Source organism: Paenibacillus sp. ACRSA (assembly GCF_022346845.1).
Classification (GTDB): domain Bacteria; phylum Bacillota; class Bacilli; order Paenibacillales; family Paenibacillaceae; genus Paenibacillus.
In genome coordinates this window covers 449,833-473,555 of the sequence record NZ_JAKRNP010000002.1, presented here as the reverse complement: position 1 = coordinate 473,555, position 23,723 = coordinate 449,833, and the positions used below count along the sequence as shown (strand labels likewise).

Genomic DNA, 23,723 nt, shown 5'->3' with positions numbered 1-23,723 from the left:
TGTAGTTGGTTTAATGTATATAAGGGTTTTATGAAACTACACATAGAAGAATAGAAGATGATAGCATTGGAGGAGAGAGAGCATGCAGAATTATGATTGCATTATTGTAGGCGGAGGAATTGCAGGGCTTCAGGCAGCTATCCAGCTGGGACGCTATAGCTCACATCGTGTGCTTGTAATTGATGCGGGAGAAGGACGATCCACCCTGTGCCGAACCTATCACAATATTCTTGGTTATCCTGACGGCGTTTCTGGAGAAGAGTTACGTGCCAAAGGTAGAATGCAGGCAGAACGAACCGGAGTTGAATTTCAAAAGGGTCGTGTGATCGAAGCTAAGCGGAAAGGGGAACGTATTCAGCTTACCAGTGATAATGGGATGACTGTCGAAACGAGCACCGTTCTACTAGCCACTGGACTTTCTGATCGAATACCGGAAATTGAGGGGTTAAACCCAACACTTGGCAAGACGGTGTATGTGTGCCCAGATTGTGATGGCTATGAGATACAAGATCGTAAGACCGTCTTATTAGGTTCTGGAGAAGCTGGTGCGAATATGGCACTAGTATTAATTGAACGAACCAGTGATCTGTTATATGTGAATCATGAACATAAGCAAATCTCGGCTGAGCTTCATCGTAGAATGAAGGAAGAGGGAATTCGTTATCTGGAAGCCACTGTGCAGGAAGTGCAGCAATCAGAAGATGGTTATATTACAGGAATCTTGACGGAGGACGGTCAGATGTTTGAATCTGAGCGGGGTTTTATCGCTTTTGGAGGCAACCGGGTACACTATGAATTAGCAGAGCAATTGGGTGCAGAGATTGCTGACAATAGACATGTGAAAGCTGACCCACGTACAATGATAGCAGCTCCGAATGTTTGGATTGCAGGGGATCTCGGTGTGCACGCCGAACAAGCGACAGTAGCGATGGGAGAAGGCGCCATTGCGGCGATCTGGATTCACAAGGAATTGCAGCGTATTGCTAAGGAATCAAAAGTAAGCCAGATCTAATCAGGTATAAATTATCTGTAATCGATATCACAAAATTCTCTAGTCGATATCGCAAAATAATCAAGAAGAAAAAGTCCTTTTACCCTGAATAGGGTAGAAGGACTTTTTTGATTCTGTAGCCAGTGTTATGAATCTTTTTTATCAATTTGTTCTTTTTTGGAATTCTTTTTGGGGTGAGCTATATTGTCTACAATGTCCCCAACAGCATTCTCAATCATGTCCGTTGGCCCCGGATTATCTTGGTCTGGGTGTAAGATGGTGTTTACACCGGGTTTGAGATTTTTATTCGTTTTATCTTTTTTTGACTCACTCATCATTTGTTCCTCCTTCTGATATGAAGTACAAGGTATACCTAACATCTGCAATTGTTGTAATCTATATGTAAACGATTAACCAATTCGTTTCATTTGAAACGTGGTAAACGGAGGGATCGAGTGTAAGTGGTCAAAAAAGGTGTGATGCTCCTATTACTGGCGGTGTTATGTATTTGGTCTTACTGGAGAACGAGTGGAAGTGATCAAGATCCTTATCTAATCACTGATTATAGTCGTCTGCATCCTGTAAAGGTGGAGCGTATTGTACCAGGACAAGAGGAAGAGCAGCTAATTAAGCTGCTACAGGACGCCAAAAGGCATAATTTGACCGTATCGATTGCCGGGCAACGACATAGTCAAGGAGGCCATACTTACTACGAGGATGGAATTGTAATTGATATGACATCGTATAATCGGGTACTTGAGATTCTGCCTGATGCGAAGAAAATGACAGTACAGGCGGGAGCTACCTGGGCAGATGTACAACGGGCGATTAATCCCTATGGACTATCTGTGAAAAGTATGCAGTCCCAAAATATATTTACGGTCGGTGGCTCGATTAGTGTAAATGCACATGGACGTGAACTCCGTAACGGAACATTAATGGAGAGTGTTGAATCCTTTCGGCTGCTAACAGCAGAGGGGCAGATTCGTGAAGTCAGTCGTACGCATAATGCCGAACTGTTTTCTTTGGCATTAGGTGGATATGGGTTGTTTGGTGTAATACTAGACGTCACGTTAACGTTAACCGATGATGAATTGTATCATTTGACGACGGATCAGGTTCTCGTCGAAGATTATCCGTCGTACTTCCGTAAAGACATCTTAGGGGATTCGAGTATGCGGATGCATCTGGCACGCATTTCGTTGATACCGGGTGAAGGCTATTTTCAGAATATGTATGCCATCAATTACGCTTTAGATTCTGCAGGTGACTTGAATGATTACAATCTTCTTGCCAAGCGAGAGCAGGGTGTATTACCAGCCAAAATCCTGTTTAATCTAAACCGAGAATTTCCGTGGGCAAAGGACGGGTTCTGGCAATTACAGCAACGTTATTTTGAGTCTCAGGATGGCCAGCGGATTAGCCGCAATAATGCAATGGCTTCTCCGTCCGCATTTATGGATTATCATCAGCCTGGAAGCAATGACCTGCTTCAAGAATATTTTATCCCGATTGATGAATTTCCAGCCTTTGTGCAAGAGATGGGGAAGATTGTATCCGAACAAGAGCTGGATTTGCTCAATATAACGGTACGTTATGTGAAACAGGATGAAGAGGCTATGCTTTCGTATGCGACACAGGATATGTTTGGGCTTGTCTGTCTTTTTCACGCTTCTTTATCGGAGGAAGAACAGACTACGTTCAAATCTGGTCTTCAGCGGATCATTGATGCAGCTATTGCGCACAACGGTACATATTATTTGCCTTATGAGGCTTATGCCACATCAGAACAATTCGAACAAGCATATAAGCATAAGCAGACTTTTTTTGCGGCCAAAGAACGATATGATCCTGAGCACCGTTTTATGAATTATTTTATGGAGCAGTATGGGGGGGAACGTAAATGAGTATTCAATGGCTTGTCCGCTCACAGAGCATCGTCACCCTGGCATCAGGTATGATCTACCCGTATTATTTACTTTTCCTCAAAAATCTAGGCAATAGCTTCTCGAAATACGGTCTAGCCTTTGCCATCTTTACGATCAGCTCTGCAGCAGCTTCCCAATGGCTCGCACCTCGTTTAGATCAACATGCGAAGCAATGGCTTATCGTTAGTTCACTAGGTATGGCGGTTGCCATGATCGCTTTTCCATGGGTCCTGTCGTATATATGGGTATTGATATTACAGATGGTCATGGGCTTGTGTAATGCAATGCAACGTATGAGTGAGCGTACACTACTAGCGGATAATACCTTACCGGGTCAGCGTGGACAGGCTATGGGGAACTATCATTTTTGGACATCGGCGGCTTCAGGCTTTGCTGTCATTTTGGGAGGAGTGCTGATTGATTGGCTCACGATTGATGTACTATTTTATCTGAGCGCAGCGTTATACGTAGGAGGGGCATGGGCTGTGGAGAGATCCACATCTTCAGTGGAAACGAAATGATGGTAAAAAGTAGCATGTAGCACTGGCTGATTAATCTTTGAGCAGAGGTTTATATTATAAGTAGTTATATTAATCACGCTCAAGGAGGAATTCCGAATGACTGAAAACAACCATGTTATTCATAAAGATGGGCAGGTCGCTACAGAACAAGTAGAAGGTGCAATCAACAAAATTCCTTCCGAACAGAGGGATAACATTTTAGAAAACTTTGATGCCTTTAAAGAATACCTTGGTAAACGTATTGCCGTTGGAGAGTCCATCGGACTAGGTGAAGAACAAATGGCCAAAATCGCTGAGAAAGTAGCCGATTATCTGGCTGCGAAGGAAGAGCCGCGTAACCGGGAAGAGAAATTGCTGCAGGAGCTATGGAATGTGGGCAAGGAAGAAGAACGTCACTTGCTTGCTCATATGCTCGTCCGGTTAGCGCAGCGTGCACAATAGTCGATAACAATAGAGACCTTGGATGAGAACATCCAAGGTTCTTTCATTATTATTACTTTATTTCTAATCTCAGTGTTGTCCGTCATTATCGTAGTTAAGGAGAGCAGTGGTAACGTTAATTGTAACTATTTTTCATCTGGCTGATACTTTTGCAATATCGACTTCACGTATGATATAGAAAGTTAGAATCAACCGATTAACTCATGTAGCGTTTGAGATGGAAGGCTTACGGTTAAGGAATAGTAACGTTCATATAAGGAGAGATGCTGCCTATGAAGAACGCGGCGAAACAATGGAAACTACGAATGCTGGGTATTGCGGTTGCGGTGCTGGGCATGATTGTGATTGCTACATATGTATTAACACCTGCTAATGCAGAGGAGAATGCAACTGCTAATCCGGCTGCTGCCAAGCAAGTTCAGGCTAACAACTCTGAGATGTTTACAGCCTATGTAGACGATTTACAGCAGGAGAACGGCAAGCTGTATCTTGTGGTCGATAAAATTGGCTGGTATCAAGGTGAAGAAGCAGATAAAGTATTTGAACAACGCAATCCGAACTCGGGTCTAGACGGTGCTCCTGATGGGTACTATATCGTCAATGATAATGAGGAGCAGGAGAAGTTTGAAGTGAGTGCAGATGCTGAGGTGTTGATGCAACTGTATGACCGAGATGGAACGATTCAGGGTGCTGATATTCAATGGAATGAGTCAATTGAACTCAGTACATTCGAAACACTTTATGACAAAAAAGATATTTTGGATCTTGCTGTATTTCCATATCACCTGACGGTGCAAGACGGCAGTGTGGTCAAAATTGTTCAACAGTATATTCCTTAAAGGTAAAGGACAAGATTGAAGCATTCCTTCCGTTCGACAAGAGCGGTTAGGAATGCTTTTTTTGTTGAAACCATTCCATAGTACTTTCAGCTATTTCCAAATCGTTACAAAATCAATGATAAATACGGTATGAAAAGGGCTCAGATATGACAAATAATCGAAGAAGATTGTAATTCATTGTAGGTACAGGTATCATTAGAAGAATGGTTTTTTTACATATCTTCAGGGGGATGGTCATGCTTAAAGACATGATTGCTTTAACAAAACCAGGATTGCTGCGGTTGAATGTATTTGCGGTAGCCGTAGGCTTCTGGGTCGCTTCAAAGTGGGATATTTCTTGGTTATCCTTGTTCATGGTCGTGATTGGATCTACATTGGTCATTGCCTCAGCTTGTGTTATTAATAACTATTGGGATCGGGAACTTGATCAGAAGATGGAACGGACGAAGAAGCGGATTGAGTACATCAATCATCTGAAGCCGGCATTTGTTCTCTGGTACGGAATTGTACTTGGTGTCGCAGGGTTCATTGTATTGTATATCATGGTTAATCCGTTGTCGGCATGGCTCGGCCTGGGTGGATGGTTTGCTTACATTGCGATCTATACCATCTGGCTGAAACGCAGCTCGACCTGGAGTACATCCCTTGGGGGAATCGCAGGTGCAATGCCACCCGTCATTGGATACTGTGCTGTTACGAATCAGATTGATATCGGTGCATGGTTGCTGTTCGCTCTGTTATTTCTCTGGCAGCCGCCCCATTTCTGGTCACTAGGTATTCGGCGGGTAGAGGAATATCGCGCGGCTGGATTCCCCTTGTTGCCTGTTGTCAAAGGGGTGAAGCGCACGAAACTACAGATGATTCCTTATGTATTGCTGCTGCTACCCTCGGTGTTTCTACTGTACTACTACAACTATGTAGGGTTGGTATTCCTGATCGTAGCTCTAGGCGGCGGACTTCTCTGGTTAATTCATACGTTGAGTGGAATTAAAACGAAGGATACGGAGAAATGGGCGAAAATTAATTTTTTGATCTCGGTCAATTACCTGATGGTGGTATTTATCGTGATGGTGGCTAATACGACTTGGTCGTAGCAAGTAGTCTCTGTAAATAACCTCTAAAAGCATTCTATGGAGAATAGATGGACAACCTTTGTTGGCTATTCAACCTCCCTGGGGTGCTTTTTTAGTATATGATATAATCATAAGATGTACATAAAAGGATGTTTATGGGAGAACGGAGCATAGAAATGAATGAATTACAGCAGTCTATTGCGTTAAGACAAGAGGGAAAAGCCGAAGAGGCGATTGTATTATTGAAAAAAATAATGGATCAGGAGCCGGCTCATGCTCAGGCATGGTATCAGCTCGCATGGGCGCATGACAACCTGGGGTTGGAGCGGGAAGCTGTTCCTTACTACGAAAAGGCGATACAGCTCGGACTAGATAAGGAAGATCAAGCTGGTGCTATTCTTGGTTTGGGGAGCACCTATCGAACATTAGGGGAGTACACAGAGGCTGAGAAGTGGTTGGCGCAAGGGATCAAGTTATTCCCTGAACGTCGTGAATTTGAAGTGTTTTATGCCATGGTACTGTACAATCTCGGTAAACATACTGAAGCAATGCAACGTCTGCTGATCCAATTGGCAGATACCTCTAACGATTCAAATATTGTTGATTATCAGAAAGCCATTCGTTATTACGCAGATCAGCTTGATCGCGTGTGGGAGTAATACTTAAATTCGGGAGGTATCCGCATGCCTTTTCTTAAAAAAGTCGTACTTCGATGGCACGATTGTCCACCGGAGCAACAAGATCTGTTTCCCTATCATATCCCCGCATTACGTAATCTTGATGAACTGGAATTCAGACACAATGTAACTTTCTTGGTGGGGGAGAATGGTTCAGGCAAGTCTACGCTGCTCGAAGCAATCGGCGTAAGTTGTGGTTTTAGCATTGTTGGTGGCAAGGATCTGGTTATTACGAATGAAAAAGACGATGCCTCATTATCAACCATTATGAACCTGCAATGGATGCCGAGAGTGAAGCAGGGATTTTATTTTCGTGCTGAAACCTTTGACACATTTGCCAAGTATATCGATGAACTTGCAGATGATCCTGACGTTGGCAAGAGCGCGTATGCACCGTACGGAGGGAAGTCTTTGAATGTACGATCACATGGGCAGGGATTTCTTGAATTTCTGACCAATCGTCTGAGTACAAAAGGATTATATTTACTGGATGAGCCCGAATCTGCTCTATCGCCTCAGAACCAGCTTGTCTTGTTACGGATGATCCATGAGATGGAGAGTAGTGGGTCGCAATTCATCATTGCGACGCACTCCCCCATATTAATGTCGTATCCAGGTGCTTGCATATACGAGTTCAGTGAAGAAGGGATTATGGAAGTGGCATATGAAGATACGGAGCACTTTCAACTGACCCGTGACTTTCTTAATTACCGAGAACGGTATTATAAGCAGTTGTTCGAGGGTTAGGGCATGTCCTAGTTGGATTGCGGCAACCATTCCTGTACATTTTCAATAAATCGACGTGATGCGGGTGCAAGATTACCGAGTGAGGTACAGGCTATACCAATGGTACGATAAGGCTCACCTGTAATGGGGACAAGAGCGAACTCATCGGTGTGACCCTGTACCACCATTTCAGGCAACAGGCTGATTCCAAGCCCATTTCGAACCATCGCCATGATGGCTTGATCTTCGGCAACTTCGTAGATTACGTTCAGTTTCACGGCATGCATACGAATTAAACGTTCAATTTCGTTGTCACCGCCCCATTTCGGCAAAATGAAAGGTTGTTCCAGTAATACATCGAAACTAACAGATGTGTTGTGAGCCAGGGGGTGATCTAGAGGCAGGATGCACATCATCCTGTCTTTTTGTAATGGAATCGTTTCATATGGTGTAGTTTCACCAAGGGACAAAAATCCAAGATCAATCGCCCCACCGGCAAGCCAACCCTCGATTTCTGCATAATCACCCTCCCATAGCTTGATCTCGATTCCGGGATGACGCAGCCGAAATTGCGTAAGAATTCCAGGCAGCCATTGCGTTGACACACTGGCGAATGTTCCAATGCGAACGGTACCCACCTCAGCACCTCGGATCAGAGAAATCTCTTGATTCATTAATTCTGTCCAGCGAAGAATCTCGCGTGTATATCCCAGAACTCGTTCACCCTCGACTGTAATTCGAACCCCTGAACGTCCTCGGCTCAGTAGAGGGAATCCACAATCTTTCTCAAGACTGGCGATCGCATGACTAACAGCCGATTGCGTGATATTCAGTGCTTCTGCCGCTTTAGTAAGGCTGCCATATTCCACGATGGTATTGAAAATTTCGTATTTAATTAACGACATGAGCGCATGATTCCTCTCGTTTCAAATTGCATGAATTTATTTCATGTATATCATTATAATTATTCATTTTAATAATGCAAAGAGATCGTTTATACTTGCCAAGGCGAATTCATTTGCGCTGACATATAAGCAGATAAGATCATACAGAATGAAGGTAGACGTAGAATGAGTAGAGTAAGCAGTAAACCTATTAATGGAGCGAGAAGAGCTGACATTCAGATGTTGCTCGCAACCGTTATTTGGGGATCATCGTATTTATTTATGAAATCTGGACTGGAATCGATGCAGGAATTAAACTTAGTCGCTTTCCGGTTTGCAATTGCATTTATTGCCGCCGCCGTTATTTTTCACCGTAGGTTATTCCGAATGGATGTCCGCACATTTGTAGCTGGGGCGGTAATGGGAACAGCATTATTTGCAGCGTTTGTGTTCATTACATATGGCGTACAACGAACAACGACATCACAGGCTGGTTTTTTGATTAGTTTAGCTGTTATTTTTGTACCGATCCTAACAACCACTATCCATAGACGTATGCCAGATAGACGTCTCATGATGAGTATCATTATCGCCGTTACTGGGCTGGGATTGTTGACTCTTCAGCACGAGCTCAGCTTACATACCGGAGATATCCTATGTATTGTTGCAGCATTGATCTATGCGATCTACATTATGATCGCTGGCAAATTCACACCGAAGCATGACCCTTTAACGCTGGGAACGGTGCAACTAGGGGTTGCTGCTATATGGGGGATCGCGGCAACCTTTTTGTTTGAGAGTCCTCGTCTGCCGGATTCACCTGAGTCTTGGGCGGCGATTCTAGGGTTGGGTGTGTTGTGCAGCGGTATAGGTTATATATTGCAGACATTAGCACAGCGTCATGCTTCACCGACTCGGACAAGTCTAATATTCTCTTTAGAGCCACTATTTGCTGCTGCGTTTGCTTTTAGTTTTCAAGGCGAAACCTTAACGCTACAAGGATACACAGGAGCAGCACTCATGTTGGTTGGGGTATTAATTACCGAGATCAAAGCCGTTGACATGATGTTCTGGCGTCGCAAGCAACCTAGTATACCCACAGAACTTGGAGAACGGGGAGCACCTGGGGTATAGTCGATCTTATCTTTAGTGATATATAAGGAGTGGGGTATCTTTTCATTCAAATGAAGAGAGCCCCGCTTTTTTGTTTTGCATTTTCAATCTAATAATGGGTTATCAATTATGCTTTTTCAAAAAAAATATTGCCCTAACAACCAAACAAAACAATAACTTGTTTTGTTGAATCCTCGTTTTTGTGCTACACTGGATGAAAATAAGGGAAAACGGGTGAGTCGTATGGCTAAAAAGGTAACGATGCAGCAAATTGCCGATGCTGCCGGCGTATCGAAGTTTGCTGTCTCTCGTGCTCTGACGGGGAAACCTGGAGTAAGTGAATATACACGTGAGATGATTGTAAAGACGGCAGCTCAGTTAGGTTACTTCAAGGCTGAAACGAAACGTTATCCGATCGAACAGGCAGTGGAGCAGGATCATATTGCAGATAACACAGGAACCATTTTGGTGCTGTTCCCTAATATTCGATCACAGAATCGCTCTTCTCTCTACTGGGGACCAGTTTTCGAGGGTATTTCAGCTCGCTTGAATGAGAAGGGGTTAGACATATTAACCCTAACGGAACCTTCATCAGATCGGATGTTCTCTGTACTGAATCCAGAAGCGATCAGGGGAATTATCACGGTAGGTGCAATCTCTACTACTGTATTACTGGAAATCTATCGGTTGCGAATTCCGCTTGTGATGGTGGATCATGAGGAACCGGCGGTTCATGCAGACACTGTGTTCACAGATAATGTCAAATGTATGAGGGAACTCGTGCTTATGCTGATTGGCAAAGGGTACAGGCACTTTCAGTTTGCCGGCGAGCTGCCTGATGCAGCGAGTTTCAGAGAGCGCTGGTTTGGCTATCGTTCAGTGCTGGAAGAGATGCAGATTCAATCCAATCAGCAGCCTGGACTACTAGGGCCAAACAATGAACATATTCGCAAAGCAATTGAAGAAATGGAGATTGAAGATCTTCCCGAGGTCTTTGTCTGTGCCAATGATTTTACAGCTGTGGTCGTGCTACGTGCCCTTAAGAATAAAGGGATTGATGTCCCAGAGCGCTGCTCTGTTACTGGCTTCGACAATACAAGGGCTGAGGAGCCGATAATGGCTTCCATCCATATTGATAAGGAGCATCTTGGTAAGAGAGCGGTTGATCATTTATTGTGGCGAATTGAACACCCTGATCAGCCTTTTGAGCGCAAGTTAATTTACTCAGAGTTAGTTGTACGTGATATGCATCAGACGAAACTACTGTAGAATAAGCGTATAGGCTTCACAGCATAAATGGACAGAAGTTCCACAAAGACATGGGGTGGGCATGTTGCAGCCTAATGTCTTTTTTTGTTTGCCTGAATAAACCTAATGTAGACCAATCACAAAACCACTGTTGACTATTCTGAGGTTGTCATGTTATTTTTGTTTTGTAAGTTATTTGTTTTATGATAACAAAACCTAACAAAATGTTTTGATAATGTTTGCAAAAAAAACTTTATTCATAACGGAGGCCATGATGAGTACGATACAATCACAGGTTTTTCAGAACTGGACGTTTAAGGCATGCGAGGATCAAGAATGGTTACCCGCACAGGTGCCGGGCTGTATACATACGGATTTGCTGAAGCTGGGGAAGATTCCAGATCCGTTCTATGGAACGAATGAGAAAGAGGTTCAATGGATTGATAAGAAAGATTGGGAATACCAAACGAAATTTGATGTTCAAGAGAAGTTATTTGCACAGGAGCATCTGGAGCTTGTATTCGATGGACTAGACACCTATGCCGATGTTTATGTGAATGATCAACATGTGTTGTCTGCTGACAATATGTTTCGTGTGTGGAACGTTGATGTGAAAGCGGTTGTCAAAGCGCAAGATAATATACTTAGAATTCGTTTCCGTTCTCCGATTCAGGAAGATCTGCCTAAGCTTGAGAAGCTTGGATACGCACTGCCTGCAGCAAATGATCAATCCGATGTAGGCGAACTTGGAGACAAAAAGGTGAGTATATTTGCCCGGAAGGCTCCATATCACTATGGATGGGATTGGGGTCCACGGTTCGTAACAAGTGGCATCTGGCGTGAGGCTCGGTTGGAAGGCTGGTCTGAGGTGCGAATAACTGATGTATTTATCCAGCAACAGGAAGTGAGCGCGTCGGTTGCTTCATTAAACGCTGTGGTAGAGATTGATGCAGACCATGCGGGTGATACCGTCATTCGGATCAGTACAGATGGTCAGGTCTGGGAACAGGCTGTAACGTTAAAGTCAGGCCTACAGACCGTAGAAGTTCCTGTTATGATTGATCAACCGAAGTTATGGTGGAGTCGCGGACTTGGCGAAGCACATTTGTATTCTTTTGTGACAGAAGTGCTTGCTGGAGAGCGTGTGTTGGCGGAATCAACGGTTAAGACGGGTATTCGTTCAATTCGTTTGGTTCGTGATAAAGACGAGGTTGGGGCGTCCTTTTATTTTGAGTTAAACGGCGTGGCGGTTTTTGCCAAAGGAGCTAACCATATTCCGAACGATAGCTTCATTACTGAAATTACGGCTGAGCGTTATCGCCATGAAATTGTCTCCGCTGCGGAGTCCAATATGAATATGTTAAGAGTATGGGGCGGAGGCATCTACGAAGAGGATGTATTCTACGATTTGTGTGATGAATACGGTCTGTTGGTATGGCAGGACTTCATGTTCGCGTGCAGTATGTACCCTGGAGATGAAGCGTTCCTAAATAGTGTGAGACATGAAGCTATAGATAACGTTAAACGTCTGCGTAATCACCCAAGTATCGCATTATGGTGTGGTAACAACGAGATTGACTCAGCCTGGGCTCACTTTAATGAGAATGGTGGCTGGGGCTGGAAGAAAGACTTCAATACAGAGCAACGCGAGAGCATCTGGGCAGATTACAAAGCCGTTTTCCATGATCTATTGCCAGAAGTAGTGGAAGCCTATGCACCTGGTATTGATTATTGGCCATCTTCACCGTTAGTATCTCTGACAGATGACGAGAAACAACATGCTCATCCTTCTACATCCGAAGGAGACATCCATTACTGGGGCGTATGGCATAGTGTTGAACCATTTGAGAACTATAACGTTCACGTTGGCCGCTTCATGAGTGAATATGGATTCCAATCCTTCCCTGAATATAAATCAGTGCGTACTTATGCCGAGGAACAGGATCTGGCTCTTGAATCCGAAGTGATGCTGGCTCACCAGAAGAACGGAGCAGGCAATCGTCTGATCAAACAATACATGGATATGTACATGCACGAACCGAAGGATTTCCCTTCCTTCCTGTACATGAGTCAAGTTCTTCAAGCAGAAGCGATGAAGACAGCTATTGAAGCGCATCGTCGCCGCAAACCGTACTGTATGGGCACGCTCTACTGGCAAATGAATGATTGTTGGCCTGTAGCTTCATGGGCAGGTATGGACTATCTCGGTCGTTGGAAAGCATTGCAGTACTACGCTAAACGCAGCTTCAGTGATGTACTGATTTCAGTAGATGGTACCAAGGAAGATACAACGGATATCTACCTAATCTCTGATCAATTAAAGGCTGTGGAAGGAACATTGCAACTACGGCTCATCGGATTTGATGGAACTGTGCATCGTGAAGAAGAGCATGAGGTAACGCTTGCGCCGAATTCCGGCCAACAAGTGCTATCCCTCAATCAGGCAGAATGGTTACAAGAGCTTAGTCCAGCGACAACGTTACTACGACTTGATCTGAAGCAAGAAGGACAGGCGGATATTGTGCAAGAGCACTATTTTGCTCCTTCGAAGGATATCGGCTTGAAGCCGGCTCAGATTCAGGTAAAAGAAGTTAAGGAGAACGATACAGTGTATCTCGTACTTGAAAGTGATGTTCTTGCTAAACAAGTATGGATCTCGTCAGAAGCAGAAGGCGTTTTCTCGGATAATTTCTTCGATCTCATTCCAGGTATCCCTGTTAAGGTGAAGTTTACATCAAGAGCCGGACTACAAGATTCAAGTGCAGTATCGTCTGCGGGTACCATTCAGGTTCGTTCGATGGCTGACTTTATTACGTTATAATTCACAGGTTCTGAATTAAGAAGTGAACTGATGATTACAAGGCTGTTGACTCTCCCTTTGCGGGGGGGAGCAACGGTCTTTTTTACTTATATCAGATTTACTTCTTCCTCAAAGGAGTAACGAATGTTCAACTTGTGCTTCAATTTGTGGTGCAAATTCGTTATCATTGATAATTATTATCATTTGCATGTGATGTAGCTAGGTTAGAGTGATCTATAGAAAGTTAGGGGAAAGGAAAACAACATGAGTGTGCATGATCATATTCAATTATGGGATCAAGTTCAGGTACGTGTTCTGGATGTACGTTTCACGATTATCCAGAAGAACGAGCAGATGCGACGATATGTACTACCTACAAGTACATTTATATTTATAAGCGGGCGGGGACAACTGTGGTTGAACCATGAGGTGTGGTCTTCGAGCCGATTTTTACTATTACATGGAGGCAAAGGCCGATACTTGACGATTGAGGCTACAGAGCCCATTGAAGTTTATTTCATTTTTTACAAAGCAACGTTACCATCTAATGTGCTGCGAGAGTACCATATAATGCTGCTTAACAGTAATCCTTTTGAGCAGAACTGGGCAGAGGAACCGGAACATCCACTGGAGCTACGGGAGCTCTCTCAACATATTCATCGCTGCTGGAATGAACAGGATCACCTGGGCAAACTGCAAATCAAAGGGTACTTTTTTCAATTGGTCCAACTTGTGTCCCGGCAGAAGGCAGAGAGACAAGGCAACGAACAGCTTCCTTCACTGACTGAACAGGTTTTGCGTTATATCTTGAGGCATTTTCGGGAACAGCTCTCGCTGGATACGTTGGCAGAGTCATTGAATTATAGCCCGCAGTATCTATCTCGTAAGTTCAAAGAACAGACAGGGGTTACACCGACGGAATACATCATTCAGATGAGAATGAACGAAGCGCAGAACTTACTTATTTCAACAGAAGCGACTTTAAATGAGATTGCTGCCTATGTTGGCTACCCAGATCCCTTTTACTTCAACAGAGCTTTCAAGAAGGAAATGGGAACAACACCGGGTAAGTTTCGTATTGAGCATCATAAACAATCAAATTGGGTTTCGAAAAACACAAAAAACGCAGCAAATAAGTCCATTGTAAGCGGGCAGCTAGGACGTTATCCTTTAGTTGATGATGATAATCATTATCAATTTAATGGAGATGAGGAAGCGGAAATGTTTAACAATCTTAAAGCAGCACTGATGTCACTTGTGCTGATCTTCACATTGAGTGCTTGTGGCACAGCCACGCAGAGCGCCGTATTGTCTGATGCAGCGGCTGAAGATGTCGAACAGCCTGCTGTTGTAGAGATGAAAACCGTGAAAATAGCATTTGGGGATGTAGAAATTCCTGCAGATCCGCAGCGAGTTGCCGCCATAGATTATTTGGGAACAGTACTTGCTCTTGGTGTGAAGCCCGTTGGTGGAGGGCAATTTCTGATGAATAGTCCGTATCTAGAGAGCCATTTGGATGGCATTGAAGTCATTGGAGACTCCGTTGAGCAATTAATGGAACTGGAGCCAGATCTCATTATCACATTGAATCCCGACAAAGCAGCTTATGAAAAATACAGTCAGATTGCACCAACTGTCTCGATTGCATCGATTACCTTCCCAGCACTTAAGGATGAGGTGAATTATTTCGGCGAGGTGCTTGGCAAAGAGGCAGAAGCCCAGGAATGGCTGGCTAACTTTGATCAAGAGATTGCTCAAATTAAGCAAAAGGTCAATGATGTTGTTCCAGCCGATACAACATTCTCGGTCATGCAGGAATATGATCGGCAGGTCTTTATATTTGGTAATCAGTCGGGACGTGGAGGACGTAACATTTATGAGTTGCTTGGCCTACAAGCACCTGCAGTAGTACCTACCGAGTTAATGGAGGGTGCATATCATGAATTCTCCATTGAATTGCTCTCTAAATACGCAGGAGATTATCTCATTTTGACTAGCAAAGCACAGCTTGAGGAGCTTCAAGCAGATCCGGTGTGGGGCTCATTGCCTGCTGTTCAGAATGGACGTGTGTATTTGTGGACTGAGGAAGAGTCTTGGTTCCGTGATCCGATTGCTCTGCTGAAGCAGACACAAGATCTGGCTGAATGGATCATTGATCTCAATACACAATAATAATCACATGAATATTAATTATTCAGATTACGTATTCCATGTAAAAAAAACGTGCTGCTCCGTTTTCTCCGGTGCAGCACATTTTTGTAATATGTAAGACTTATAGTGTGTGCGAGAGAAAGTATCCGCCGTAAAGGAACATTGGGCAGGACTTAGCGCTTGCAAGCCTGGAGTTATTTGCTCTGTTCTTCACTTTGAATTTGGTTCAATTGATCGAGACTTAATGTAAGGTCATTTTCGGGATTGGCACTGACAATCACTGGAGATGTCGTTTGTTGCTCTGTAGACTGGCTGGATTTGCTAGCCGGTTTGATCACATACAGACTTTGGATGGAGTTGAGGAGACTGGCGGGTGTGTCTTCATAGGTTTCAAGGAAGAGCACATAATCCTTCGTAGGAATTAGTGAGACGTGGTCATCATTGATAATCTCAGTGTTATTTAGTTGTCCTCCCAGTTGTTTAACTTCAAGCGTATCCCCTGCTACGAATGCACCTTTGTAGGATTCGGCAACTTGAATCGTATGAATGGTGTAGATTTTGTCAAAAGCAAGCTCTTCATTCCCCGCCTCTAACGTAACCTTCTGGGCATTCTCCTGATCAGCTTCGGGAGCTTGTACTCTATCATTCAATACTTCTACACGAGTTTGAATCACATTACCTTTAATGATGGTATCCGCTCGATCAGAGAGGTCGTTGATACTTGAATAGTTGGGAAAGTCTTCAGAAGCAATTACAGTGATCGGAGCCTGAGGTGTTGATGCCGTTTGGGTCGTGACAGAAGAGCAACCTAGTGTGGACAGAATGAAGATGGAAGAGGCAAACAGGGTTAATATTTGGATTTTTCTCATGGATATAGTTCCTCCTTGGAATTGGTTTAGTAGGGAGAGGTATTAGAACGAGGCGTTAGTATCTGGATCTAACATTGTTGATATCAAAGGTCTGCGGCTTGGTCATAGAATTGCGATTACGGGTGTAGGACATGATGGAAGGGCTAGACGTAGTGGGGTTATCTCCAAGCCAAACGGAGTGGCCTAGTTCGTGCACGAACACACTCTGAATGAAGTTAGATAAGTTGGTTGCGTCTGCTGATATGGTAGAAGCGTTGAGTTCAATGCGGAAGCTTACGACTTGACTACCTGATACAGAAGCATAATTGACACCATAAGCAGTGTTATTGAAGTTTCCAGCGGTGATGGTATTAGGGGAATTGTTTGATTTGGTGAACTGTACTTTGGCACCTGCGTTGTTCCAGTTGGTGATAGAAGCGTCCATCGGGGCTTGCCACGTAGAGGTGTAATTATAAGGACGAATAGGAATAGTGGAGCTGGGATAACCGTAATTGAGAAAGGTTGCGGCGTAGATCGTGCTGCCAAACATCGCGAGGGCTGAGAACAACATGATGCTCATAAGAATTTTCCTTTTCATACTTAAAACATCCAATAAATGTATTATTTTACTCTGTTAGAGTAACAGGGAATGGAGCTGTTGAAATGAGTCTGAAGTCATTGTTTTAAAGGATAAATCTACCTTTTTTTCATTAAAATTAAGCTTATTTCGTCTAATTATCTGGATTACTGTCGAATCATAACAGGCTCAAAAATATGTTGAGGGACACCGAATCTGTGATTATTAACAATTGATGTAAGCTAGAAGTTCAAGAAGAAGCATGAAAATAAGACGAGTATTTTGTACAGTTATACATGCATAATTTCCCTCCGAATACAAACAATACAAACAACTTAGAGAGGGAAAGGAAGTGCCTTGAGCATGTGCAACCGATTTTCGTTGGCAGCAGATTTAGATGAGGTTAGAGATCATTTCAAAATACAGCGAGTGATGTATTATTACAAAAATCGTTATAATATCAGTCCTACCCAGCATACGCCAATCATTCTTCATCAGGATGGGGAGCGTGTATTGGATGAGTTTCGTTGGGGGTTCATTCCATTTTGGGGACGTGATGCGGTGAATGCGAACCTGATGACTGTGCATGATAATCCTTCATATTACAAACTGGTGGAAACGAAGCGGTGCGTTATTCCATGCAACGGTCTCTTTTACTGGCGTCAAGAAGGCAAAAAAAGCTTTGCTGTTCGTGTAGTTATGCCGGATCGTGGATTGTTCGGAATTGCCGGATTATATGAGATTTGGAAAGACACTCGAAAACAACCGCTTCGTACCTGCACGATGCTAATGACGGGAGCCAACATGGTTACCCGGGAGTTTGGCAGCAAGATGCCTGCGATCTTGTCGGAAACGGAGATTGATACATGGCTAGATCCTGCGAACACTCGTGTAACGCAGCTTCTACCACTCTTGAAATCTTACAATAGTTCAGACATGCATCTGTATCCAGTGACACCAATGGTTGCGAATGATGAACATGACTGTTATGAATGCGTAGAAGAGGTAGAACAGAAGCTAGCATATGTGCGCAGCTACTAAATCAACTCAACCAATATAGAGCCCATTAAAGGCGGAAAGTTTCTAGGGTGTGCCTGATCACTCCGAAGGACGCAGATTTAGCCGAATTTTGTTCCAAGCAAATGAAGTTTTCCGAAGACGTGCCGGGGCGCATCAAGGGAAAATGCCGAAGCAGGGGGCAAAAAGGTGGTAAAAGATGCACTTTAGGAGTTTTGAGACACGTCCTATGCTTCCCGCCTTTTTTCGGGTTTGAGAGACTGAATTTCCGTTTAATGGAGAGGGTGCTCGTTCTGCTGAGAAAAGAAAAGTTGAAATGCAATCGAATAGTAACTATAATAATTACAGTAAAAAGAAACACGTATTCATATATCTATTAAAAGAGATATTTATATTCAGGAGGGAAACCCAAAATGAATCCAAAATTCAACAAAATGTTTGAACAAGTCGCTCTACCCAATGGCATTGCTCTCAAAAACCGGATTGTACTTGCGCCAATGACACATATGTCTTCTAACGCTGATGGCACCGTATCCGATGCGGAGCTTGAATATTATGCACGACGTACCGGCGGTGCAGGCATGTCTGTAACAGCTGTAACCTACGTTACACCGAACGGTATCGGCTTCCCTGCACAATTTGCAGCTTATGATGATAGCTTCATTCCTGGACTGAAAAGTCTAGCAGATACAATTAAACAACAAGGCTCCAAAGCCGTATTGCAAATCTTCCACGCAGGTCGATTGACTCCTGAACAAGCTGTTCCGGCAGGTCAAGTGGTAGCTCCAAGTGCAGTTGCCAGTGAGCGTCCAGGCTCTCCATTACCAAGAGAACTATCCGATGAAGAGATTACGTCAATTATTAAGGATTTTGGTGAAGCTACACGCCGCGCGATTGAAGCTGGATTCGACGGTGTTGAGATTCATGGTGCGAACGGATATCTGATTCAACAATTCTTCTCGCCACATTCGAATCGCCGTGAAGACCGCTGGGGCGGTAGTGTTGAAAAACGTCTGACGTTCCCACTTGCGGTTGTTGATGAGGTTCAAGAAGTTGTGGCAAAACATACCAAACTACCATTCATCGTTGGTTATCGTTTCTCACCAGAAGAACCGGAAACACCGGGTCTGACAATGGAAGAGACGTATGCACTGATCGATGCATTGAAAGAGAAAAACTTAGATTATTTGCATGTATCCCTGAACGAGTTCTGGTCTAAACCAAGACGTGGTGAAGCAGATACACGCTCTAGAATGGAGTTTATCCTTGATCGTGTAGGCGGTAAATTACCAGTCATCGGTGTAGGTTCAATCCATACAGCGGATCAAGCAGCTGAAGCGCTCGAGAGTGGTGTACCTTTGCTCGCCATTGGACGTGAGCTAATTATCGAGCCAGATTGGGTAGAGAAGATTGAAAGTGGCCGTGAAGAAGATATTGAGACCATTCTGACCAAATCGGATCAGGAGCGTCTAGTCATCCCAGATGGCTTGTGGAATGCTATTATCCATACACCGGGATGGTTCCCAATGGCTGATGACAAATAATGACCGATTCCATTAGAATCGATCATAGTTGATTCTGATCCAGTAATGCAGGACTCATGAAGATTAAGGGGGAGCAGGAGCTCCCTCTTTTTTGACATGGTTTCGAAATTCTCCTTCGAAGGGCACTGTGGTATGATGGATGAACAGAAAAGTCTTGGATAATCAGGCGGTTTGGAGTGAAGGAATATGCTCGTTGCGGAACGGTATGAGAAAATAGTGGAATGGGTGGACGCACAAGGGAGCATGCGTGTTACAGAGCTAAGTGAGCGCTGCGGTGTAACCGAAGAGACGATACGGCGAGATCTGGACAAGCTAGAGCAGGCAGGTAGACTCAGGCGGTCACATGGTGGAGCGGTCACGATTAAATATAAAGATGAGGGACAGCCGGAGATTCCATATCCGGAGCGGGCTGTAACCCATGCCGAGGAGAAGCGTAGAATTGCAGATGAAGCAGTCAAACTGGTCGAGTCTGGCGATCGAATTGCCCTCGATGCGAGTACGACAGCTTGGTATATGGCGGCAGGTTTACCGAATATCCCACTTACAGTTCTAACGAATTCGATAAAAGTGGCGGCAGAGCTTAGCAATAAGGAACAGATTCGCGTGATTGCGACAGGAGGTCAATTAGCCTCAAAGTCCCTGTCCTTTGTAGGGCCGCTGGCTGAGCGTTCTTTGGACGCATATCATGTGGACAAGGTGTTTTTATCATGTAAAGGCGTGCATCTAACCAAGGGAATTAGCGAATCGAATGAATTGCAGGCTCTGGTGAAGCAAAAGATGATAAGTATTGCGGACGAGGTCATTTTGCTGGCAGATTCGAGCAAGTTCAATATACAGGCGTTTACTCGGGTCGCACAGATGGAGAGTGTGTCGAAAGTAATCACGGATCATGGTCTGGATGAAGAGCAGGCTAGTATGCTTGAAGAACAAATGATTGAATTAATACGAGTCTAATCGTTGACAATAACTATCGTAGTATGAAAGGAATGAATGTGTAATGAAGCATCCTTTTCACTTAAAGGCTGTATGGAATGGTGGACGCAACAGTGAGGGACATATTGATGCTGGCGGATTGAAATCCGTTATCTCCATTCCACAGGAGATGGGTGGCCCGGGAACAGGCACGAACCCAGATGAAATGTTGCTCGGAGCGGCCGCTACTTGTTACGTCATTACGCTGGCAGCGATGTTAGAGCGTTCTGATATTACACCTCATGAATTGACTCTGGAATCAGAGGCAACGGTGGATGTCACGAATAACATTTTTACGTATGAGCGAATTGTGCATCGACCTAGAATTGTTCTGCAAGCAGATGCCGCCGAGTCTGATGAAGTGAAGGCAGAGCGACTGGCTCACAAGGCAGAGGAATCTTGTATGATATCAAGAGCTGTAGCAGGAAATGTAATCATTGAAACGGAGCCCGTAATTGTTAAAGCAAGTGTAGGTACGGTGTGACCAGCAGTAGTATAGACGGCATTAGCTGTCATTTTGGGTAAGATGAAGGGAAGTTCAGTATGAGCATACAGAAAAATAAGACTACCCGATTTGCACGTTTGGGACGTGCCATGAAGCTGAATTTTCTCAAATTGTTACGTGCTCCAGGTGGTGCTCACAAAGTATCGACGGGGTTCGCCATAGGGTTTGGATTGGAACTGATCGTTATTTCTACTGCATCGCTAATTTATCTGGTGTTCTATCCGATTGTTCGGTTATCAGGTGGGTCTTTACCAGCCGCAATTGTAGGGAATGTTGTTGGCAAGCTTACATTCTTACCCATCATTCTAATGCCGCTTGCGAAGCAGATTGGTTCTTGGATCTTGCCGGCACATAGCATGGGAAATGGGATTGTGCATGAAAGTGCATGGATGGAATTGTTCCGTGGGAATTGGTCAGCTCTGAGCGAGCTATTGTTAGGTGGACTTGATATTTTGGCAGGTATGTCGATCTTTGGGGCAACGCTGGGGTTGATTTCTTATTTTGTCGTGAAATTCTTCTATGTAAGGGCGCTAAAGCGTCGGTATGAACGCCGATTGGAGAAACGCCATCAAGCGGCGACATCTCCATCGACTGCTGTGCTAATTAGGAAACCATCACAATCATAATAGGCAGTATGCCCATGGAAGCGACGGTTGTCCATAAAATGCAGCGGGATACAAACTGAGGCGAGGCATTGAACTGTTCAGCGAGTATAACTGCGTTTACTGCCGTTGGCATGGAAGATAGGATCAATAGCACGCTGAACAACGTTCCCTCAACTTGAAGCGCACGAAGGATCAAGTAGGACAGTATAGGAGCTGCAGCTAGACGTACGATAAGTCCTGTCCAAAAGGCACGGCGAACGTTCGGAAGCCACGGCTCTGTTGATCCGCGGGGACGCAGCATTTGTGCTCCAAGGATGGCAAGTACGACCGGAGCGTATCCTGTTGCAATCATTGAGATACCTCCATCTAATGCTTCGGGCAATCGTAGTTCGTTTGCACGAAGGACAATGGCGATAGCTGCCGCATAGATTGAAGGCATACGAAAGACGGACAACATAGCCTTTCGGACTGTGAATTCAGATCGTGCTGCAAAAAAGATACCTAATGTGTTCACAATTATCATCTGTCCAATCACATAAACAGAAGCCTTGTCTAGTCCAAGCTGACCAAAGGCTAATAGCACAAGCGGGAGCCCGTAATTCACACAGTTTGTAAACGTGGATACGAGGGTGAGTCCCGCTTTTTCGCTTGCACCTAACTGAAAGAGTCGGCTCAATAATTCGGCAAGAAGCCAGAGGGCGACTAGATTAATAATCGAAAACCAGAGCGTGCTCGTCACGTCTGTCCATGTAATCTCGGCGTGAAGCAATGTATCAAAGATAAGGGCTGGGCTCAAAATATAAAGGGAAAAGGTTGAAAGTGGCCTTGTGTCCCAATTCTTGAATCGTTTGAGCAGAAGACCTGCGATCACAGGAAGTGAGATCGGGAGAAAAACGTGATAGAGCGTCAGCATAAATGAGTGCAACAACATTGTTCAGTCCTTTCTAGATGTCAAACCTCTCTCATCATATCAGAAATGCTTCCTAGGATGAATGGATTGGCTATAATCGGGGTGCATTCGCGTACTAGTAGTATGGCTTGTCTCCAGTGCTTGGAGAGAGGGTGGATTGCTATTTTGATATGACAGATTTATTATAGAAGAGGTGCAACAAGATTACATACACATAGAGGAGGAAACTATAATGAGTGAATCAAAACGCTTGATCGTACTGACTGGCTCTTATGCCGAAGCTGAGAATGAGGGCATTTATGCATATGAATTGAATGAGGATACAGGAAGTCTGGCGAAGCTGGACGGCATCTCCGGGGTGAAGAACCCAACGTTTGTTAATGTTGATACAGAAGGCAACAAGCTGTATGCAATCGGTGAAGCAACTTCTGCTGAAGGAAACAAAATGTCTGAAGCGGTAGCACTGAGCGTTGATCCTGCGACAGGCAAGTTGTCCTTGCTGAACCGCAAAAACTCCATTTCCGCTCCTCCTTGTCATATCCAGCGCGACCCATCCGGACGTTACTTGATTCTGTCGAGTTACCACGGTGGATTGGTTGGTCTGCAAGCTGTTACGGATAACGGCGAAATCGGTGAGCTATTGGATGAGAAGAAACATGAAGGTCAAGGCGCACATCCTGAACGTCAAGACAAACCACATGTACACTCTGCATTCTTCAGCCCTGATGGCAAATATATGATGGTACAAGATCTCGGTGCAGATAAAATTGCAATCTATTCCATTGATGCAGACAAGAATGAATTGGTACTGCACAGTGAAACGAAAACTCACGCGGGTGCAGGCCCACGTCACTTGGCGTTTCATCCAAACGGTCAATTCGCTTATGTAATCAATGAGGTGGATTCTTCGATTACATCTTTCCGTTATGATGCGGCTGCGGGTACGTTGACAGAAGTATCTACGGTATCTACACTGCCAGATGGTTATGACGGTAAGGAGAATACAACAGCTGAAATTACGGTTTCTAACGATGGACGTTTCGTCTATGGTTCCAACCGTGGTCATGACAGCATCGTTGTGTATGCTGTGGATGCTGATGCTGGACATCTGAAACTGGTGGAGCACGTATCGGCAGAGGGTGAACACCCACGTCATTTCGCGTTGACTCCAAACGGTAAATTGCTGATTGCAGCTAACCGTGACACAAACAACATCGTGACGTTCACTGTAGATCAAGAGAGCGGACGTTTGAAATACACAGGACACAGCACAGGTGTATCCAAGCCGGTATGTGTGAAGCCAGTATATCTGTAAGTTACATGTAGGCTGATTGTCCTGATCTAGGCATTGGT

Annotated in this window: 23 protein-coding genes; 18 read left to right on the top strand and 5 right to left on the bottom strand. The window is 44.3% G+C overall.

Annotated elements, in window-relative coordinates:
- The first annotated feature begins 82 nt into the window (after nt 1-82).
- The gene (locus MH215_RS06935) at nt 83-1,012 is read left to right on the top strand and encodes an NAD(P)/FAD-dependent oxidoreductase (protein ID WP_239289329.1); all 930 of its coding nucleotides are present in this window, start codon (nt 83-85) and stop codon (nt 1,010-1,012) included.
- 125 nt (nt 1,013-1,137) lie between these two features.
- Here the strand turns inward: MH215_RS06935 and MH215_RS06930 are convergent, their stop codons facing one another.
- Nucleotides 1,138-1,329 carry a hypothetical protein gene (locus tag MH215_RS06930; RefSeq protein WP_239289328.1) on the bottom strand — a complete coding sequence of 64 codons (192 nt, stop codon included), beginning with the start codon at nt 1,327-1,329 and terminating at the stop codon, nt 1,138-1,140.
- Between the two features lie 123 nt (nt 1,330-1,452).
- On the opposite strand from MH215_RS06930, the gene MH215_RS06925 reads away from it, so the two are divergent.
- The 7 genes from MH215_RS06925 to MH215_RS06895 all read left to right on the top strand — a co-directional run bounded on the left by MH215_RS06925 (nt 1,453) and on the right by MH215_RS06895 (nt 7,217).
- On the top strand, nt 1,453-2,898 hold the full coding sequence (locus MH215_RS06925) for an FAD-binding protein (RefSeq protein WP_239289327.1): 1,446 nt from the start codon (nt 1,453-1,455) through the stop codon (nt 2,896-2,898).
- Entirely contained in the window at nt 2,895-3,440 is a 546-nt protein-coding gene (locus MH215_RS06920; protein ID WP_239289326.1) for an MFS transporter, read from the top strand. The genes MH215_RS06925 and MH215_RS06920 overlap by 4 nt, the downstream gene beginning before the upstream one ends.
- A gap of 96 nt (nt 3,441-3,536) precedes the next feature.
- The gene (locus tag MH215_RS06915; RefSeq protein ID WP_056700985.1) at nt 3,537-3,881 is read left to right on the top strand and encodes a DUF3243 domain-containing protein; all 345 of its coding nucleotides are present in this window, start codon (nt 3,537-3,539) and stop codon (nt 3,879-3,881) included.
- A gap of 272 nt (nt 3,882-4,153) precedes the next feature.
- Nucleotides 4,154-4,720, top strand: a complete 567-nt coding sequence (locus MH215_RS06910; RefSeq protein ID WP_239289325.1) for a hypothetical protein — start codon at nt 4,154-4,156, stop codon at nt 4,718-4,720.
- A 236-nt stretch (nt 4,721-4,956) separates the two neighbouring features.
- On the top strand, nt 4,957-5,814 hold the full coding sequence (gene cyoE, locus MH215_RS06905) for a heme o synthase (RefSeq protein ID WP_056700989.1): 858 nt from the start codon (nt 4,957-4,959) through the stop codon (nt 5,812-5,814).
- 155 nt (nt 5,815-5,969) lie between these two features.
- Nucleotides 5,970-6,452 carry a tetratricopeptide repeat protein gene (locus MH215_RS06900; RefSeq protein ID WP_239289323.1) on the top strand — a complete coding sequence of 161 codons (483 nt, stop codon included), beginning with the start codon at nt 5,970-5,972 and terminating at the stop codon, nt 6,450-6,452.
- 24 nt (nt 6,453-6,476) lie between these two features.
- Nucleotides 6,477-7,217 (top strand): AAA family ATPase, encoded by a 741-nt coding sequence (locus MH215_RS06895; protein ID WP_239289321.1) that lies wholly within the window; start codon nt 6,477-6,479, stop codon nt 7,215-7,217.
- Between the two features lie 8 nt (nt 7,218-7,225).
- Here MH215_RS06895 and MH215_RS06890 read toward each other — a convergent pair whose 3' ends face one another.
- Complete coding sequence (locus MH215_RS06890) at nt 7,226-8,101, bottom strand: LysR family transcriptional regulator (protein WP_239289319.1); 876 nt, start codon at nt 8,099-8,101, stop codon at nt 7,226-7,228.
- Between the two features lie 165 nt (nt 8,102-8,266).
- Between MH215_RS06890 and MH215_RS06885 the strand changes: the two genes are divergently transcribed.
- From MH215_RS06885 to MH215_RS06870, 4 genes are all read left to right on the top strand, one after another.
- The gene (locus MH215_RS06885; RefSeq protein WP_239289317.1) at nt 8,267-9,214 is read left to right on the top strand and encodes a DMT family transporter; all 948 of its coding nucleotides are present in this window, start codon (nt 8,267-8,269) and stop codon (nt 9,212-9,214) included.
- A gap of 222 nt (nt 9,215-9,436) precedes the next feature.
- Nucleotides 9,437-10,462 (top strand): LacI family DNA-binding transcriptional regulator, encoded by a 1,026-nt coding sequence (locus MH215_RS06880; protein WP_239289315.1) that lies wholly within the window; start codon nt 9,437-9,439, stop codon nt 10,460-10,462.
- Nucleotides 10,463-10,715: 253 nt separating this feature from the next.
- Nucleotides 10,716-13,262, top strand: coding sequence for a beta-mannosidase (locus tag MH215_RS06875; RefSeq protein ID WP_239289877.1), 2,547 nt, complete (start codon nt 10,716-10,718; stop codon nt 13,260-13,262).
- A 243-nt stretch (nt 13,263-13,505) separates the two neighbouring features.
- Nucleotides 13,506-15,413 (top strand): AraC family transcriptional regulator, encoded by a 1,908-nt coding sequence (locus tag MH215_RS06870; protein WP_239289313.1) that lies wholly within the window; start codon nt 13,506-13,508, stop codon nt 15,411-15,413.
- Between the two features lie 173 nt (nt 15,414-15,586).
- Here the strand turns inward: MH215_RS06870 and MH215_RS06865 are convergent, their stop codons facing one another.
- Both MH215_RS06865 and MH215_RS06860 read right to left on the bottom strand, forming a co-directional pair.
- The gene (locus tag MH215_RS06865; RefSeq protein ID WP_239289311.1) at nt 15,587-16,261 is read right to left on the bottom strand and encodes a hypothetical protein; all 675 of its coding nucleotides are present in this window, start codon (nt 16,259-16,261) and stop codon (nt 15,587-15,589) included.
- 55 nt (nt 16,262-16,316) lie between these two features.
- Nucleotides 16,317-16,820 (bottom strand): zinc metalloprotease, encoded by a 504-nt coding sequence (locus MH215_RS06860; protein WP_239289309.1) that lies wholly within the window; start codon nt 16,818-16,820, stop codon nt 16,317-16,319.
- 360 nt (nt 16,821-17,180) lie between these two features.
- On the opposite strand from MH215_RS06860, the gene MH215_RS06855 reads away from it, so the two are divergent.
- The 5 genes from MH215_RS06855 to MH215_RS06835 all read left to right on the top strand — a co-directional run bounded on the left by MH215_RS06855 (nt 17,181) and on the right by MH215_RS06835 (nt 21,481).
- Complete coding sequence (locus MH215_RS06855; protein WP_145048304.1) at nt 17,181-17,858, top strand: SOS response-associated peptidase; 678 nt, start codon at nt 17,181-17,183, stop codon at nt 17,856-17,858.
- Between the two features lie 389 nt (nt 17,859-18,247).
- Entirely contained in the window at nt 18,248-19,378 is a 1,131-nt protein-coding gene (locus tag MH215_RS06850; protein WP_239289308.1) for an NADH-dependent flavin oxidoreductase, read from the top strand.
- A 186-nt stretch (nt 19,379-19,564) separates the two neighbouring features.
- The gene (locus MH215_RS06845; protein WP_239289307.1) at nt 19,565-20,332 is read left to right on the top strand and encodes a DeoR/GlpR family DNA-binding transcription regulator; all 768 of its coding nucleotides are present in this window, start codon (nt 19,565-19,567) and stop codon (nt 20,330-20,332) included.
- A 43-nt stretch (nt 20,333-20,375) separates the two neighbouring features.
- Entirely contained in the window at nt 20,376-20,834 is a 459-nt protein-coding gene (locus MH215_RS06840; RefSeq protein ID WP_239289306.1) for an OsmC family protein, read from the top strand.
- 59 nt (nt 20,835-20,893) lie between these two features.
- The gene (locus MH215_RS06835; RefSeq protein WP_239289305.1) at nt 20,894-21,481 is read left to right on the top strand and encodes a DUF2062 domain-containing protein; all 588 of its coding nucleotides are present in this window, start codon (nt 20,894-20,896) and stop codon (nt 21,479-21,481) included.
- Here MH215_RS06835 and MH215_RS06830 read toward each other — a convergent pair.
- Nucleotides 21,459-22,388, bottom strand: a complete 930-nt coding sequence (locus tag MH215_RS06830) for an AEC family transporter (RefSeq protein WP_239289875.1) — start codon at nt 22,386-22,388, stop codon at nt 21,459-21,461. The two genes, MH215_RS06835 and MH215_RS06830, sit on opposite strands and share 23 nt — an antisense overlap.
- Before the next feature lie 214 nt (nt 22,389-22,602).
- On the opposite strand from MH215_RS06830, the gene MH215_RS06825 reads away from it, so the two are divergent.
- Nucleotides 22,603-23,685 carry a lactonase family protein gene (locus MH215_RS06825; protein WP_239289304.1) on the top strand — a complete coding sequence of 361 codons (1,083 nt, stop codon included), beginning with the start codon at nt 22,603-22,605 and terminating at the stop codon, nt 23,683-23,685.
- Nucleotides 23,686-23,723: the final 38 nt, after the last annotated feature.

What these genes read in the sequence shown, in the direction of transcription:
- MH215_RS06870 (WP_239289313.1), top strand. Translation starts at nt 13,506, where the DNA reads ATGAGTGTGCATGATCATATTCAATTATGGGATCAAGTTCAGGTACGT.
- MH215_RS06915 (WP_056700985.1), top strand. Translation starts at nt 3,537, where the DNA reads ATGACTGAAAACAACCATGTTATTCATAAAGATGGGCAGGTCGCTACA.
- MH215_RS06850 (WP_239289308.1), top strand. Translation starts at nt 18,248, where the DNA reads ATGAATCCAAAATTCAACAAAATGTTTGAACAAGTCGCTCTACCCAAT.
- MH215_RS06840 (WP_239289306.1), top strand. Translation starts at nt 20,376, where the DNA reads ATGAAGCATCCTTTTCACTTAAAGGCTGTATGGAATGGTGGACGCAAC.
- MH215_RS06865 (WP_239289311.1), bottom strand. Translation starts at nt 16,261, where the DNA reads ATGAGAAAAATCCAAATATTAACCCTGTTTGCCTCTTCCATCTTCATT.
- MH215_RS06890 (WP_239289319.1), bottom strand. Translation starts at nt 8,101, where the DNA reads ATGTCGTTAATTAAATACGAAATTTTCAATACCATCGTGGAATATGGC.
- MH215_RS06935 (WP_239289329.1), top strand. Translation starts at nt 83, where the DNA reads ATGCAGAATTATGATTGCATTATTGTAGGCGGAGGAATTGCAGGGCTT.
- MH215_RS06900 (WP_239289323.1), top strand. Translation starts at nt 5,970, where the DNA reads ATGAATGAATTACAGCAGTCTATTGCGTTAAGACAAGAGGGAAAAGCC.
- MH215_RS06910 (WP_239289325.1), top strand. Translation starts at nt 4,154, where the DNA reads ATGAAGAACGCGGCGAAACAATGGAAACTACGAATGCTGGGTATTGCG.
- MH215_RS06845 (WP_239289307.1), top strand. Translation starts at nt 19,565, where the DNA reads ATGCTCGTTGCGGAACGGTATGAGAAAATAGTGGAATGGGTGGACGCA.
- MH215_RS06875 (WP_239289877.1), top strand. Translation starts at nt 10,716, where the DNA reads ATGAGTACGATACAATCACAGGTTTTTCAGAACTGGACGTTTAAGGCA.
- MH215_RS06920 (WP_239289326.1), top strand. Translation starts at nt 2,895, where the DNA reads ATGAGTATTCAATGGCTTGTCCGCTCACAGAGCATCGTCACCCTGGCA.
- MH215_RS06895 (WP_239289321.1), top strand. Translation starts at nt 6,477, where the DNA reads ATGCCTTTTCTTAAAAAAGTCGTACTTCGATGGCACGATTGTCCACCG.
- MH215_RS06835 (WP_239289305.1), top strand. Translation starts at nt 20,894, where the DNA reads ATGAGCATACAGAAAAATAAGACTACCCGATTTGCACGTTTGGGACGT.
- MH215_RS06860 (WP_239289309.1), bottom strand. Translation starts at nt 16,820, where the DNA reads ATGAGCATCATGTTGTTCTCAGCCCTCGCGATGTTTGGCAGCACGATC.
- MH215_RS06855 (WP_145048304.1), top strand. Translation starts at nt 17,181, where the DNA reads ATGTGCAACCGATTTTCGTTGGCAGCAGATTTAGATGAGGTTAGAGAT.
- MH215_RS06825 (WP_239289304.1), top strand. Translation starts at nt 22,603, where the DNA reads ATGAGTGAATCAAAACGCTTGATCGTACTGACTGGCTCTTATGCCGAA.
- MH215_RS06885 (WP_239289317.1), top strand. Translation starts at nt 8,267, where the DNA reads ATGAGTAGAGTAAGCAGTAAACCTATTAATGGAGCGAGAAGAGCTGAC.
- MH215_RS06880 (WP_239289315.1), top strand. Translation starts at nt 9,437, where the DNA reads ATGGCTAAAAAGGTAACGATGCAGCAAATTGCCGATGCTGCCGGCGTA.
- MH215_RS06930 (WP_239289328.1), bottom strand. Translation starts at nt 1,329, where the DNA reads ATGATGAGTGAGTCAAAAAAAGATAAAACGAATAAAAATCTCAAACCC.
- cyoE (WP_056700989.1), top strand. Translation starts at nt 4,957, where the DNA reads ATGCTTAAAGACATGATTGCTTTAACAAAACCAGGATTGCTGCGGTTG.